The 13,681-nt window shown below is 44.5% G+C and carries 14 protein-coding genes, 1 tRNA gene and 1 other RNA gene; 3 read left to right on the plus strand and 13 right to left on the minus strand.

The window, feature by feature from the left end:
• Positions 1-324 precede the first annotated feature (324 nt).
• The 3 genes from B5F53_RS14790 to B5F53_RS14800 form a co-directional block, all read right to left on the minus strand.
• Positions 325-1,020: a CvpA family protein gene (locus B5F53_RS14790; protein WP_087224748.1), complete on the minus strand. Its 696-nt coding sequence runs from the start codon at positions 1,018-1,020 to the stop codon at positions 325-327.
• A gap of 24 nt (positions 1,021-1,044) precedes the next feature.
• On the minus strand, positions 1,045-2,286 hold the full coding sequence (locus B5F53_RS14795; RefSeq protein WP_087224923.1) for a DUF5711 family protein: 1,242 nt from the start codon (positions 2,284-2,286) through the stop codon (positions 1,045-1,047).
• Between the two features lie 66 nt (positions 2,287-2,352).
• Positions 2,353-3,588, minus strand: a complete 1,236-nt coding sequence (locus tag B5F53_RS14800) for a LysM peptidoglycan-binding domain-containing protein (protein WP_087224751.1) — start codon at positions 3,586-3,588, stop codon at positions 2,353-2,355.
• 157 nt (positions 3,589-3,745) lie between these two features.
• Here B5F53_RS14800 and yyaC point away from each other — a divergent pair, with 157 nt between their 5' ends.
• Entirely contained in the window at positions 3,746-4,318 is a 573-nt protein-coding gene (yyaC, locus tag B5F53_RS14805; RefSeq protein WP_087224754.1) for a spore protease YyaC, read from the plus strand.
• Here the strand turns inward: yyaC and B5F53_RS14810 are convergent, their stop codons facing one another.
• The 7 genes from B5F53_RS14810 to B5F53_RS14840 form a co-directional block, all read right to left on the minus strand.
• Complete coding sequence (locus tag B5F53_RS14810; RefSeq protein WP_087224757.1) at positions 4,319-5,260, minus strand: transketolase family protein; 942 nt, start codon at positions 5,258-5,260, stop codon at positions 4,319-4,321.
• Positions 5,248-6,087, minus strand: a complete 840-nt coding sequence (locus tag B5F53_RS14815) for a transketolase (protein ID WP_087224760.1) — start codon at positions 6,085-6,087, stop codon at positions 5,248-5,250. The genes B5F53_RS14810 and B5F53_RS14815 overlap by 13 nt, the downstream gene beginning before the upstream one ends.
• Before the next feature lie 76 nt (positions 6,088-6,163).
• Positions 6,164-6,817 (minus strand): fructose-6-phosphate aldolase, encoded by a 654-nt coding sequence (gene fsa / locus B5F53_RS14820; RefSeq protein ID WP_087224763.1) that lies wholly within the window; start codon positions 6,815-6,817, stop codon positions 6,164-6,166.
• 150 nt (positions 6,818-6,967) lie between these two features.
• Positions 6,968-7,564 carry a recombination mediator RecR gene (gene recR / locus B5F53_RS14825; protein WP_087224766.1) on the minus strand — a complete coding sequence of 199 codons (597 nt, stop codon included), beginning with the start codon at positions 7,562-7,564 and terminating at the stop codon, positions 6,968-6,970.
• 21 nt (positions 7,565-7,585) lie between these two features.
• The gene (locus B5F53_RS14830) at positions 7,586-7,927 is read right to left on the minus strand and encodes a YbaB/EbfC family nucleoid-associated protein (protein WP_087224769.1); all 342 of its coding nucleotides are present in this window, start codon (positions 7,925-7,927) and stop codon (positions 7,586-7,588) included.
• Positions 7,928-7,980: 53 nt separating this feature from the next.
• Positions 7,981-9,582, minus strand: coding sequence for a DNA polymerase III subunit gamma/tau (gene dnaX, locus B5F53_RS14835; RefSeq protein ID WP_087224772.1), 1,602 nt, complete (start codon positions 9,580-9,582; stop codon positions 7,981-7,983).
• A 27-nt stretch (positions 9,583-9,609) separates the two neighbouring features.
• Positions 9,610-10,692, minus strand: coding sequence for a 6-phosphofructokinase (locus B5F53_RS14840; protein ID WP_087224775.1), 1,083 nt, complete (start codon positions 10,690-10,692; stop codon positions 9,610-9,612).
• Between the two features lie 182 nt (positions 10,693-10,874).
• Here B5F53_RS14840 and ffs point away from each other — a divergent pair.
• Positions 10,875-11,136, plus strand: an RNA gene (ffs, locus tag B5F53_RS14845) — signal recognition particle sRNA large type.
• Between the two features lie 26 nt (positions 11,137-11,162).
• Here ffs and tadA read toward each other — a convergent pair.
• Positions 11,163-11,645: a tRNA adenosine(34) deaminase TadA gene (tadA, locus tag B5F53_RS14850; protein ID WP_087224778.1), complete on the minus strand. Its 483-nt coding sequence runs from the start codon at positions 11,643-11,645 to the stop codon at positions 11,163-11,165.
• Between the two features lie 127 nt (positions 11,646-11,772).
• Positions 11,773-11,846 (minus strand) — tRNA-Pro (locus tag B5F53_RS14855).
• A gap of 141 nt (positions 11,847-11,987) precedes the next feature.
• On the opposite strand from B5F53_RS14855, the gene B5F53_RS14860 reads away from it, so the two are divergent.
• A complete protein-coding gene (locus tag B5F53_RS14860) occupies positions 11,988-12,989 on the plus strand; it encodes a DUF6128 domain-containing protein (RefSeq protein WP_087224782.1) in 1,002 nt (333 codons plus the stop codon).
• Here the strand turns inward: B5F53_RS14860 and B5F53_RS14865 are convergent.
• Entirely contained in the window at positions 12,986-13,681 is a 696-nt protein-coding gene (locus B5F53_RS14865) for an anaerobic ribonucleoside-triphosphate reductase activating protein (protein WP_087224926.1), read from the minus strand. The two genes, B5F53_RS14860 and B5F53_RS14865, sit on opposite strands and share 4 nt — an antisense overlap.

The raw sequence follows: 13,681 nt of genomic DNA on the forward strand, positions 1-13,681 counted from the left end.
TTAGTTTCTTGTCCCAGGATAACCTTTGGCTATCCTTGTTCCTTTTTTACTGTTTCGGTTCGTGAACCGTTCGTTTTTGTAAAGAATTTTCGGGTCTGTGTTTTACTGTTCAGTTATCATGGTTCTTCGCTGTCCGCTGTGTTTTTCTGTTCTCTCTCGCGTCAGCTTGATTAATATACCATACTTGTCAAAAGGTGTCAACACTTTTTTTAATATTTTTTTATTTTTATTTTTCATCCCTTATTCAGCCAGAAAAGCCGGTATTTTTCTTCCAGAACTCCTGTCAGTCTCTCAGGCAGTTCTTTGGAAAATACCGGCTTTCTTCTAGTAGAAAATACTCAGAAATATATCTACCAAAATATTTTTCTCATATAAAAAACTCAAAAAAGGATCCTGGCTTACCATCTCCATACATACTTTTCCAACAGGTGTTTTACAGAAAATCGTAAGAATCAGAAGGAGGATCCAGACAAACAGAATCCCCTTCATTCCTCCCACCGCAATCCCGGCAACTTTATTAATGCCATGAAGAATCGGCAGTTTCGTAATCAGATCCAGCGCATGGACTGCAAGCCCTATAAGAATCGATGCCAGAATAAAAGACAGAATGAAACTGATGCCGTTTAATAAAACAGACGCCAGATAACGGGCAATGTATTCAGCAAAGGTATCTACCTGAAGATACTGATATACTTCTCCTGTATTGTTCTGTGCAATTTCACTTTTCATAGATTGGGGAAGAGGCAGACTTTCTATCAGAGAATCCTCCTTCTCCTGTGCCTCCTCTTCCATTTTATCCTGGATGAATGTCTCGCATTCCTTTTCCACCCGGGAATATACCGGAGTATTTTCCAGAGCTATCTTCACATAAGGATTGATCCCCCATACCACTACTAAAGTTAGTATAACAAGGAAGGTGCTTACCACCTCTTTTACGAATCCTCTGCGATAGCCCATAAATGCAAATAACAGCAAAAGCGCTGCCGTTCCTATGCCCAGCCATGTACTGTCAAATTCCATTCGTAGCGCTCCTTTTGTACTTTATCACTTAAACTTAATAACGTCTACGCCATTGTCCAATACCAGCACATACTTGTTCCATCCGATTTTAAAGAAGTCGTTAATACTTCCCTCATCTACTGTGCCATTGAACTTTTCCACTCCCTGCATACTAATTACACAAATCTGAGAAGCATTGTACATTACCACCTGGCCGCCGGACATCTTAATTTCTGTATATGGAATATTGAAAGATTTTTGAAACAGCTCTTTTCCGCTGGTATTATATACTTTCATTGTATACATTTTATCTTTCCCGTCATCCCGAAATACCAGTCCTATATGGCTTTCGTCGTAAAATGTGCTGACAATCTCCTCTTCCACCTCCACATTGGCGCTTTCCTTTGGAATCTGTCTGCCTTCATATATTACAAATCCATTATCTTTAAAAGCTACGGAAACATCGTCCTTCAGATAGGCAGTCTGGGGAACTACTACTCCCTCATACTCGTATCCGCTGACTATATTGTCAATCTGGTTCTGTCCTGCAGTGCCAAAATTATAAAACGCCACATAGCTGGTGGTAGTACCTCCGTCCACAAACTGATAGGCCACCATAATAATCAGACCGTCTTCTGATACAGCGATGTCCAGGGGATAGCCGGGATCGTCCACTCTGGTCTGGTTCTCAGCAATCAAACTGCCGTCCTTGGCATAGAAATTGACCCAGGTATCTTCTCCTCCGTCTAAAATAGCCGCCACAACTCCCTGGCCTGCCACCCGCGCTTTCACAATATTATAAGAAGCCGAAATTGTTCCGCTCTCTCCGTCTTTATCAAAAACTACCATGGAAGTTCCGCCCTGATCGTAGACAACGGCTGTATCATTACAGATGTCTGCCACCGGTGTTTCCATTTCATACGTAGAACTCCAGAGGGTGTCCTGACTGGTATCTACCAGAGAGGCTCCCGTAGTGCTATAGCGGAACACCTTCCCATTCATATCCATGTACTTTGTAGAAACGGTGTCTTCCTGTTCACTCCTGGTTACTACTTTATAATCTCCGTAACTTCTTCTCTGAATAAACAAAAAAACTCCTGCAACAATTGCCACAACTGCCGCAATGGTCACTCCGCTCCGAATCAGCGCCTTCTTTTTCTGGCTCAGACCCCGGTGGGAATATACATCCTCTACTTCAATCTCGTTATACTGAGAACTTCCCCTTGCTGCCTCGTGGCTCTGTTTCCGTTTCTTTCTTCTTCTTAATTTCTTAAATAGGCTGCTCATAAAACACTCCCTTATTCCTTTGTATCTTCCCTGTTTCGCTTTCATTGGCCATTATAGCACATCTCTTCACGGTAATACAATTATTTGTCCCGGATAAATAATTTCTTCTAAAGATAAGTCATTCAATTCACAGATTTCTTTCATAGCATCCATGGAATGGTATCTTTCCATGCTGATTTTAAACAGAGTATCTCCCGGCTGTATTACATATGACTCATGCACAGATGCAGAGCTGCTTTCTTCGGATTCTTCTTTCGCATCATCTGCGCTGTTTTTTTCTGTTTTCTCCTGGGCTTCATCTGATTCTTCCCGGGAGGCAACCTTTCCCATCGTTTCTTTCCCTGCGCCTTTTAGCTGATTTTTATCCGAAGCCTCCTTTTCCGTAGTGGAAATTTCCGGTTTGGGCGTAGGCGTAGGATCTTTTTGTGCCGGTGAAGCCGTCGGCAGAGGTTCCACTTCCTTTTTCACCTCTTTTGACTGCACAGAAGCCTCCTCTACTTTCTCCGTGACTTCTTCCATTTTCTGATAATTATTGACAAAGTTTATCCCCACGGTTAGAGCCGCAATTGCCACACAGGCAGTTGCCGCATAGGTAACCATGGATGATTTCCTCTGGCTTTCTTCTTCCTTTTTCTCTTTTTTCTGCTGAATGATTTTTCTCACATTCCGTATTGCTGTATCCGCCACCTGTTCTTCCGGCTCCATAGGCACATTTTTCGATTTTTCGATCATGTACGCCTGCATCAGTGGATTTTTTTCATAATATATATAATATCCGGGCTGACGGTTTAAATATCCGTTTTCATAGCGGAAGATAGCGTCTTCCTTTTCCGCAGGTTCCATCAGAAACAATATTTTATCACTGCCGCCAAAATGATTCTGATGGACCTTCTGCAGTACCTGGGTGATTTCCATGGGGATTCCCGGATAAGAGAAAAACCATCCTATGATTTGCTGCCCCTGGAAATGAACGCCGATTTCTTCCTGGATTTTTTTCCAGACTTCTTCCGTAAATCCAATATGTTCCGGGGTTGCATCTGTATCAGAAATTTCCAGCGCACATCTTACAAAAAGATAGGAAACCCCTTCCTTCCAGTTGGTCTGTCCCAACAAAAGAGCCAGTTTCCCTTTTTCTTTTCCTTCTGCTGCAATTTTTCCAAGAAATGTATATACATAATCTTCCACGTATATCTTACAGGCATCGCTGATTAGTCCTATCTGCCTGATGTTTTTCGGAATATGGAAAAACTCATCGTTTCCCTGTGCTGTCTTTTTTTCCTCCTTATAAATAACCTCTATCATGTTTTATCACCCCTTTTGCATTAAGATAGCACAGTCTATTTGCAGATTTTATCAGAATCTAAGAGGTGAAAAAAATTTTTTGACGACAGTTTTTTGCATATTTCCGAAAATACTGGATAAGATGAAACATAAAGATCTTATTATGTGAGGAATGCCCATGGCTTTTTATATTAATTCAAAAAAAGAAGCTTCACCGGAGAGAATCTCTTACTTTCTTACAAAATGCATTCAGCGGCACTGCGGCGAGTGGAAGGAAATTGTTTTTCTGTGTATCGGCAGCGACCGGATTACCGGAGACTGTCTGGGGCCTTACATCGGTCAGCAGCTTTTACGGTATCCTCTGCGGGGCATTACCGTTTACGGAACCCTGGAACAACCCATCCATGCTCTGAATCTGGACAAATCCATACAGTATATTCAAAGGAAACATCCTCATGCCCTTGTGATTGCCATCGACGCCTCTCTGGGAACAAAAAAGCACCTGGGCTATGTAACCATTGGTAATGGTTCTCTCAGCCCAGGTGCCGGTGTTTCTAAAACTCTTTCTCCCGTAGGAGATATTTATATTACAGGTATTGTAAATACTGCTGGTTTTCTGGAGCATCTGACCCTGCAGACTACCCGGTTGTCAACCGTTCTTTCACTGGCCGACACCATCCTTCAGGGTATCCTCTGCTCTCTGCGTCCCCGCCACTTCCTCAGCGCGGCTGCTTTGGAAAAAACCAGATAATTATTTTACAAAATCTTTTACTTCTTTATAGATACCTTCTGCATCCAGTCCGTATTTTTCCAGAAGTGCGGCTGCTGCTCCGGATTCGCCGAATACATCTTTAATACCGATTCTCTTTACAGGAACAGGCATATTTTCGCTGAGACATTCGCAGACAGCTCCGCCGAGACCGCCGATTACAGAATGCTCTTCCACAGTTACGATCTTGCCTGTTTCTTTTGCGCTTGCCAGTACTAATTCTTCATCCAGAGGTTTAATGGTATGCATATTGATTACTTTTGCATCAATTCCCTCTGCAGCCAGTTTTTCAGCAGCTTCCAGAGAAGCGGCTACACAAAGTCCGTTGGCAATAATGGTAACGTCTTTGCCTTCACGCAGAACGATACCTTTTCCCAATTCAAATTTATAGTCTGGTCTGTCATTGATAACCGGAACAGCCATTCTTCCGAATCTCATGTAGACAGGACCTTCATGTTCATAAGCAGCTTCAACCAGAGCTTTCGCTTCCACATCATCAGACGGGCAGGCTACAACCATACCCGGAATGGTTCTCATAAGAGCGAAGTCTTCGTTGCACTGATGGCTTGCACCGTCTTCTCCTACGGAGATGCCGCCGTGTGTAGCGCCGATTTTCACATTTAAGTGAGGATAACCAATGGAGTTGCGAACCTGCTCATAAGCACGTCCTGCAGCAAACATAGCAAATGTGCTGACAAAGGGAACTTTTCCTGTTGTGGATAAACCTGCGCCTACTCCTGTCATGTTGCACTCTGCGATTCCGCAGTCAATGTGACGTTCCGGAAATGCTTTTTTGAATACGCCGGTTTTTGTAGCACCAGCCAGATCCGCATCCAGTACGATTAAATCTTCATGTTTCTTTCCAAGTTCTACTAATGCGTTGCCGTAGCTGTCTCTTGTGGCAATTTTCTTTACTTCTGACATAATGCTTCACCTACCTTTTCTAAATCTGCCATTGCAATTGCATATTCCTCATCGTTTGGAGCTTTTCCATGCCATCCGGCCTGGTTTTCCATAAAGGAAACGCCTTTTCCTTTTACAGTTTTCATAATAATCGCTGTTGGCATACCTTTGGTTGCTTTTGCCTCGTCGAAAGCAGCCTTTAACTGATCCATGTCGTTTCCGTCTGCAACATTAATTACATGGAAATTAAATGCTTCAAATTTTTTGTCAATGGGATATGGAGAGCAGACATCTTCGATTTTACCATCGATCTGCAGTCCGTTATTATCCACGATAACTACCAGATTATCCAGATTTCTGTGGCCTGCCAGCATAGATGCTTCCCATACCTGGCCTTCCTGAATTTCACCGTCTCCCAGAAGGGTATAGACACGATAATCTTTGTTGCTTAATTTTGCTGAAATTGCCATTCCCACTGCGGCAGAGATTCCCTGGCCCAGAGAACCGCTGGACATATCCACGCCCGGAATATGTTTCATATCCGGATGACCCTGCAGATAGCAGCCTAATTTACGAAGTCCCATTAAGTCTTCTTTCGGGAAATATCCTCTCTCTGCCAGTACGGAATACAGTCCCGGCGCCGTATGGCCTTTGGATAATACGAAACGATCTCTGTCTTCCTTTTTCGGATCTTTGGGATCGATATTCATTTCTTCAAAATACAGATATGTAAAAACATCTGCTGCTGATAAAGATCCGCCCGGATGGCCGGCCTTTGCTGCATGTACAGAAGTCACAATACTTTTGCGGACTTCATTTGCAGTTTTCTGAAGCTCTAACTTGTTCATACTATTTACTCCTTTTTATTTTGTTCAAGCAACCCCCAACTCGTGATGCTCGTCAATCTTCTTTCTTATATTACCTCTATTCTCCGAATACGGCAATATAATCTTTCTGAAATTTTTCAATTCCTGTGGTGGTAAGAGGATGGTTGATCATCTGCTCTAAAACCTTATACGGAACTGTAGCAATATCTGCGCCTGCTTCCGCACACTGAGTTACATGCATCGGATGTCTTACGCTTGCTGCAATAATCTGCGTCTGAATATTGGCTACTGAGAAAATTTCCACAATTTCACGGATTAATTCCACTCCGTCTACAGAAATATCATCCAGTCTGCCCAGGAACGGAGATACATAAGTAGCGCCTGCTCTGGCTGCCAGAAGCGCCTGGTTTGCTGTAAAAATCAGCGTCACATTGGTATGGATACCTTCTTTGTTCAGCACTTTTACAGCTTTGAGTCCCTCTGCAGTCATAGGGATTTTAACTACCATGTTGGGATGAATTTTAGCAATTTCTCTTCCTTCTGCAATCATGCCTTCTGCATCGACAGTGGTAGCTTTTACTTCACCGCTGATGGGGCCGTCAACAATGGAAGTAATTTCTTTGATTACTTCTTCAAATACACGGCCTTCCTTTGCAATCAGAGAAGGATTTGTAGTTACTCCGCAGATAATTCCCATATCATTTGCTTTGCGAATATCTTCGACCTTTGCAGTATCAATAAAAAATCTCATAAAACACCCTCCAATACTTATTTTTTATTGTTTTTCTTTACATCTTTATCCTAGTACTTGTGCACATGTATGGTCAAGATGTTTTCCCATAAAAATCCACTGAAAAAGCCACAAAATTCCAGGGATAACCGGAAATAATAAGTGGATTTTCTACAGCTCCACTCTTCCTTCCAGGGCTCTCAGAAGCGTCACTTCATCAATATACTCCAAATCGCCTCCCACAGGAACTCCGCTGGCAATTCTGCTGACGCAGATTCCTGTCGGCTTAATCAGTTTGCTGATATACATTGCCGTTGTTTCTCCCTCCAGACTGGAGTTGGTGGCAATGATAACTTCTTTTATCTCTCCCTGCAGCCTCTGCATCAATTCTTTCAGTTTAATGTCATCCGGCCCGATTCCCAGAATCGGGGAAATGGCTCCATGGAGAACGTGATAAACGCCTTCAAACTTGCCTGTTTTCTCGTACGCTGCCAAATCTCTGGTATTTTCCACCACCATAATCGTACTGTGATCCCGTTTCGGGTTGCTGCAGATAGGACACAGTTCCTGATCGGTTAATGTATAGCAGTTTTTGCAGTACCTTACGTTTTCTCTGGCTCCCTGAATCGCCTGAGTAAGCTGTTCCACCTGTTCTCTGGGCATATTCATAATATGAAACGCCAGTCTCTGGGCGGATTTGGCGCCGATTCCGGGCAAATAGGAAAGCTGTTCAATTAGTTTGCTGATATGTTTACTGTAATAATCCAACTTCAACTCTCCCCTTCCGCTTTAGAATGGGAAACCTCCGCCAAGACCGCCGGTCAATTTGGACATTACAGCGCTGGTTTCTTCCTCTACTTTTCTGAGCGCCTCGTTGGTGGCCGCTACAATCAAATCTTCCAGCATTTCCACATCCTCCGGGTCCACCACTTCTTCTGCCAGTTTCACTTTCAGAACTTCCCGCTTTCCGCTGACGGTTACCTCTACTGCAGATCCCCCTGCAGTTGCTGTAAACTCTTTCTCTTCCAGGGCTTTCTGGTTCTCCTCCATCTGCTTTTGCATTTTCTGCGCCTGCTTCATTAAATTGTTCATGTTTCCAGGCATTCCTGGAAATCCACCGCGTTTTGCCATTTCTTCTCTACCTTTCTTCGATCATTTTGTTAAAATCTATCCTGAAGACGGAATTAAGATTCTTCTACAATCACATCCATCCGGATATTTTCTTTCATTGCCTGCTCTATGGAAATTTCAGCCAGCCCCTGAGGTTTCTTCTGACTGGACATCAGCATCTGTATCTTAACCTTTTTTCCTGTCTGTCTGGCAATAATCTCTGTTAGCTGTGCTTTCACCTCTTCATTTTCCACATAAGGCTCTGCCAGGAAATCCTGGAACTCAATGAAAAGTACCGGTTCTCCTGTATCTGCATTGTATTTGGGAATGGCTTTTTTAAGCATCTGCTTCAGCATTCCGCCGGTCTCTCCCACAATGCTTCGCCACCCGGCCACAATTTTCTTCAGATCTTCCGGCGCTGCTTTTGCCGGTTCTCTGGCTTCTTCAGCCGGTTTTTCGTCCATCCGCAGATTCGGGTTCTGTGCCGTCTGCAAACTTGCGGAAGGGGAAAACACCACAGGCCGTTCTTCTATTTTCTTCTCCAAAACACGAATTCTGTCAAAAAGAGAATCCAGATTCGTTTCCATTGCCGGACGGCACAGCTTAATCAAAGCCATCTCAATTAAAATCCGTTTCTGGGTGGAGTATCGAATCTGTCCTGCAAGTTCTGAAAATACACGGATATACCTCATCAGAGTTTCTACTTCTACCATCTGGCTTTCTTCTTCCAGAAGCTTCTGATTTTCTCTGGAAACATCAATGGCATCATACGCATCTTCCGACGTCTTAACCAGAAGCAGATTCCTCATATACCAGGTAAAATCCCCTACAAATTGGCTTAACTCTTTTCCTCCTGTGATTAGCTCTTCAAGAATGCGGATCGAGCCCGTCACGTCTCCTTCCAGAATTCTCCTCAGCAGACGGCTGAATACTTCCACGTCCACTGCGCCCAGCACTTCCAAAACTCTGTCATACGTTAATGTCTGTCCCAGATAAAAGGCGATGCACTGATCCAGCAGACTTAAAGCATCTCTCATGGAACCGTCTGCAGCCTTGGCCACGTAGCGGACCGCCTTTTCCTCTGCTTCCACCTGTTCTGCCTTCAGAAGCTGGCTCAGTCTGTCTGCTATCGTGTCTATGGTAATCCTGTGGAAATCATACCGCTGGCATCTGGATAAAATGGTCACCGGTATTTTATGGGCCTCGGTGGTTGCCAGAATAAAAATCACATAAGAGGGAGGCTCTTCCAGAGTTTTCAGCAATGCGTTAAAAGCTCCGGAAGAAAGCATGTGAACCTCGTCGATAATGTAGACTTTATACTTTCCTTCTGTGGGGCGGTAAGCCACTTCTTCCCGGATTTCCCGGATGTTGTCCACGCCGTTATTGGATGCTGCATCAATTTCTATTACATTCATTGCGGTTCCTGCCTGAATTGCTCTGCATGAAGGACATTCATTACAGGGGCTTCCATTCACAGGATTCTGGCAGTTTACTGCTTTAGCCAGTATTTTTGCCACTGTGGTCTTTCCGGTGCCCCTGGTTCCGCAGAACAAATAGGCATGGCCGATCCTGTCTGCCTTTATCTGGTTCGTCAATGTGGTCACTATGTGCTCCTGGCCTTTGACATCCTGAAAGTTGTCGGGCCGGAACTTTCTGTAAAGAGCAGTGTAGCTCATACTATTACTCCTGTTCTAATTCTCTGTTTAGTCGCCAAAACTGATTCCAATCCGTTTTGCTGCTTTTACTGTCTGATCTTTCGGAGATACCATCTTCAGCTTGCCTGCGCATTCTGCCAGAGGTACTCTCTTAATTTTTCCGTTTACAATTCCCACCATAATTCCGTATTCTTCATCCAGAATTGCTTCGGCTGCCCCTGCACCGATTCTTGTGGAAAGTACGCGATCGTAAGGACAGGGCTCTCCGCCTCTCTGCGTATGTCCGGGTACTGTAATACGAACTTCATTTCCGGTTTCTTTCTGAATCTTGTCTGCGATTTCATAGGATACAGACGGATATTTCTTGGCACGCTCTGCCAGTTTCTCTTTGTATTTCTTTTTCGAAAGCTGTGCCTCTTCTTTAGAAATAGCTCCCTCTGCAACTGCCAGAATTGTGAAGCGTTTTCCGGCTTTTGCACGACGCTTAATGGCGTCCACCACTTTCTTAATATCATAAGGAATTTCCGGAATCAGGATAATATCTGCTCCGCCTGCCAGTCCTGCATGAAGGGTCAGGGAACCTACTTTATGTCCCATAACTTCCACAATAAATACACGGCCATGAGATGCTGCTGTGGTATGGATACAGTCGATTGCATTGGTTGCGATATTTACTGCGCTCTGGAAGCCGAAAGTCATATCGGTTCCCCAAATGTCGTTGTCAATAGTTTTTGGCAGATGAATAATATTTAAGCCTTCTTCTCTTAAAAGGTTGGCTGTCTTCTGTGTTCCGTTTCCGCCCAGGATAACCAGGCAGTCCAGGCACAGTTTATAGTAGGTCTGCTTCATTGCTTCTACCTTATCCAGACCCTTCTCATCCGGTACACGCATCAGTTTAAACGGCTGTCTGGAAGTTCCCAGAATGGTTCCGCCCTGTGTAAGAATACCGGAAAAATCTTTGGAAGTCAGCATCCGGTATTTTCCGTAGATTAATCCCTTATATCCATCGTCAAAACCATATACTTCCAAATCGTCTAAAGAATTTGACAGTCCTTTCACCACGCCCCGCATGGTTGCATTCAGCGCCTGACAGTCGCCGCCGCTTGTTAATAGTCCAATTCTCTTTTTCATCTTGTTACCCACCCTTTCCTTTTAAATCTTTTCAACGCCCCACTAATTTTGCGTTTTTTATCGTATGATTTATTATATCTTATTTTTCCATTTATCTCAATTATTATTTCAATCCCGGCCTGTCTTCCGCCCTTTATATTCCAGGCTTGACAATCTCTCCTAAGATAGGCTATAATTAATTACCGCGCAGCCGGGGAGATAGCGGTGCCCTGTACCTGCAATCCGCTATAGCAGGGGTGATGCCAATCTGAGGCTTATTCTCTGCGGAGCTGCCCTTTATAAGTGGCGCTGACGTCTGGGTCTTACGCAACAGAACTCTGTGAACCGTGTCAGGTCAGGAATGAAGCAGCACTAAGCAGACCATTCTGTGTGCCGTAAGGGCGCCTGGATCGAGTTAACTGTAAAGGTACCGTCCGTGGAAATATTTCGAGGTGCGGCGCGCGTAAAAGAGCAAAAAAGGGACTGATTTTTCAGCCCCTTATTTTTTTATTTTCCTTCTTCTCTTTTCTCAGTTCTTTAAAAAACGCCGAAAGCATTGAAGAGCATTCTTCCTCCAGAACCCCTCTTACCACTTCCACTTTATGGTTGAAACCGTCCATTTCCAGCAAATTCAAAACAGAACCTGCACAGCCTGCTTTTTTGTTCATACAGCCAATCACCACCCGGTCGATTCTGGACTGCACCAACGCTCCCGCGCACATCTGGCAGGGTTCCAGAGTTACATACATGGTACAGCCTTCCAGCCTCCAGTCCCCCAGTTTTCTGCTGGCTTTGCGAATTGCGTTCAGCTCCGCATGAGAAAGGGTATTTTTATCCGTATTTCTCCGATTGTATCCCCTGGCAATGATTTTCTCTCCCTGGACAATCACACAGCCTATGGGAACTTCTTTTAATGCATATGCTTTTTTTGCCTGCCGAATGGCTTCCTTCATATATTTTTCTGCTTCGTTCATCTTTCCCCTCTCTGATTTCTCACCATAAAAAAGAACCTTTTTATATAACAGGAAACCCCATGGAATTTCCTGTTACATGAAAGAAAGCAGTTTCCTTTCGGAAACTGCTTCCCCTCGCAATCCTGAATCGAAGCGACAGGATTCGAACCTGCGGCCTCTGCGTCCCGAACGCAGCGCTCTACCAAACTGAGCCACGCTTCGACAGATTTGTGCTTTTTGCCATGTGCAAGAAATATTATATTCATTTTAGGTGCATTTGTCAATGATATTTTTTTCTTTTTTGAATGAAATGGATATTTTTTCATATATATTATTAATTCAACCTGTTAAGGAGGCATTTTTTTGTCTGGCTATAACCGCTTTGTAGCATATGTTTATGAATATCAACAGGAAAAAAAAGGCCCCAACCGGGGTTTTCTGAAAGTGGAGCTCAGAAACAGCCGCTGTTCTATTGAGATTCATCTGAAAATCCCGGCTCTGGCCTCCGGCCTCAGCTGTAAAGTTTACGGCTTCATCCGAACCTCCGGAAAACTAAACGGTGTTTTGCTGGGGCAGTGTTCCACACAAAAAGACAGCATTCAGGGAACCCTGGAACTGCAGGAAGGAAAAATGGGAAAAGGCGGTTTCTCTCTATCTGATTTAAACGGCATGATCCTTCTGACAGAAAGCAATGGTTTCTATGGCACCGAGTGGGACGATCAACCCATTCTTCCCGGACAGTTCCTGGAACAGGAACCCGAAGTTTCCGCTGCTTTACCCGTTCAGGAAGATACGGTACCTCAGGGAAATCCCGAGCCTTCCCTCCCGGAAACTCCCGCCCCTCCAAAGGAGAACCCTCCTCAAGAGCGCATTCCTTCTCCTCAGACGATCTCTCCTTCTGACTCTGAGCCTGAATCTGCCGCCGGGTCTGAATCTTCCGCCGACTCCGGGCCTGATTCACCGCCGGAGGCGCCCGTACAGGAACCAATGCAGATGGAAACAGAAGAAGTCAAAGAAGCTTCCTCCTGCAACCTTCCCCTTCTCCGGCTTTTTGATGACGATGAGATTGTGGAATGCCGGAAAATCACCCATCAGGACTTTCCCTGTCTGCACCGCAGAGACTGGGCATTAAAAAACAACCGGTTCCTGTTATATGGTTATTATAACTTCGGCCATTTAATCATTGGCAGACGTTCTTCAGACGGACAGTATATTCTGGGTGTTCCGGGAATCTGTGATCAGCAGGAACGGTTTATGGCAAATATGTTTGGTTTCCCCCATTTTAAAGCCAGCCGCTCTCTGGAAATCCCCCAGGGAAGAGGCGGATACTGGTATCGCTGTATTTATCCTCCGTCCTTTCACTAATCCACACCTCTTATGGCTGCATTGGGTATTTCTGCCTGCAGAATTCTTAAAAATCCCAGAAGTTCTTCCCTGGTAAAGCTTTCAAATCCAGGACAAAGGACTTCCTGGGATTCTCTGTAAGACTGAAGAAAATATGCCTTCGCCCCTTTAATCCACTTTCCAATCTGCATAAAATCTTCCCGGGTATGGATTCCTTTCACAGCCGTGGTACGAAATTCATAGTCCAGTTGTCCATGAAGCAGGTAGTCTGCAGTTTCAAAAACAGCCTCCATCGAAGGATTCTGTACCCCTGCGGCCCGGATATAATTATCAGGCGCCGCTTTAATATCCATGGCAACCATATCAATCAGCCCTTCTCTTTCCAGTTCTTTTACCATGCCTGGATTGGTCCCATTGGTGTCCAGTTTAATCTGATACCCCAGCTTTCTGACAGAAAGCAGAAATCGGGGCAGCTCCTTATATATAGTAGGTTCTCCGCCTGTAATGCAGACCCCTTCTAAAATGCCTCTTCTCTTCTCCAAAAATTTCAGGATCTCCTGTTCGGAAATATTTCCCGCTTTTTCAGGAGCGATCACCAACGGACCGTTATGGCAAAAGGGACAGCAGAAATTGCATCCTCCAAGAAAAACCGTTGCCGCCAGCCTGCCTGGATAATCCAGCATCGTCGTTTTATTTAATCCGCAGATTTTCAT

The organism is Blautia sp. An249 (genome assembly GCF_002159835.1).
Taxonomy (GTDB): Bacteria; Bacillota; Clostridia; order Lachnospirales; family Lachnospiraceae; genus Blautia_A; species Blautia_A avistercoris.

Coding starts and splice junctions, on each gene's coding strand:
- B5F53_RS14790 (WP_087224748.1), bottom strand. CDS start 1,020: ATGGAATTTGACAGTACATGGCTGGGCATAGGAACGGCAGCGCTTTTG.
- B5F53_RS14815 (WP_087224760.1), bottom strand. CDS start 6,087: ATGAACAAGTTAGAGCTTCAGAAAACTGCAAATGAAGTCCGCAAAAGT.
- B5F53_RS14795 (WP_087224923.1), bottom strand. CDS start 2,286: ATGAGCAGCCTATTTAAGAAATTAAGAAGAAGAAAGAAACGGAAACAG.
- B5F53_RS14810 (WP_087224757.1), bottom strand. CDS start 5,260: ATGTCAGAAGTAAAGAAAATTGCCACAAGAGACAGCTACGGCAACGCA.
- B5F53_RS14830 (WP_087224769.1), bottom strand. CDS start 7,927: ATGGCAAAACGCGGTGGATTTCCAGGAATGCCTGGAAACATGAACAAT.
- B5F53_RS14800 (WP_087224751.1), bottom strand. CDS start 3,588: ATGATAGAGGTTATTTATAAGGAGGAAAAAAAGACAGCACAGGGAAAC.
- B5F53_RS14865 (WP_087224926.1), bottom strand. CDS start 13,681: ATGAAAATCTGCGGATTAAATAAAACGACGATGCTGGATTATCCAGGC.
- tadA (WP_087224778.1), bottom strand. CDS start 11,645: ATGAACGAAGCAGAAAAATATATGAAGGAAGCCATTCGGCAGGCAAAA.
- yyaC (WP_087224754.1), top strand. CDS start 3,746: ATGGCTTTTTATATTAATTCAAAAAAAGAAGCTTCACCGGAGAGAATC.
- fsa (WP_087224763.1), bottom strand. CDS start 6,817: ATGAGATTTTTTATTGATACTGCAAAGGTCGAAGATATTCGCAAAGCA.
- B5F53_RS14840 (WP_087224775.1), bottom strand. CDS start 10,692: ATGAAAAAGAGAATTGGACTATTAACAAGCGGCGGCGACTGTCAGGCG.
- dnaX (WP_087224772.1), bottom strand. CDS start 9,582: ATGAGCTACACTGCTCTTTACAGAAAGTTCCGGCCCGACAACTTTCAG.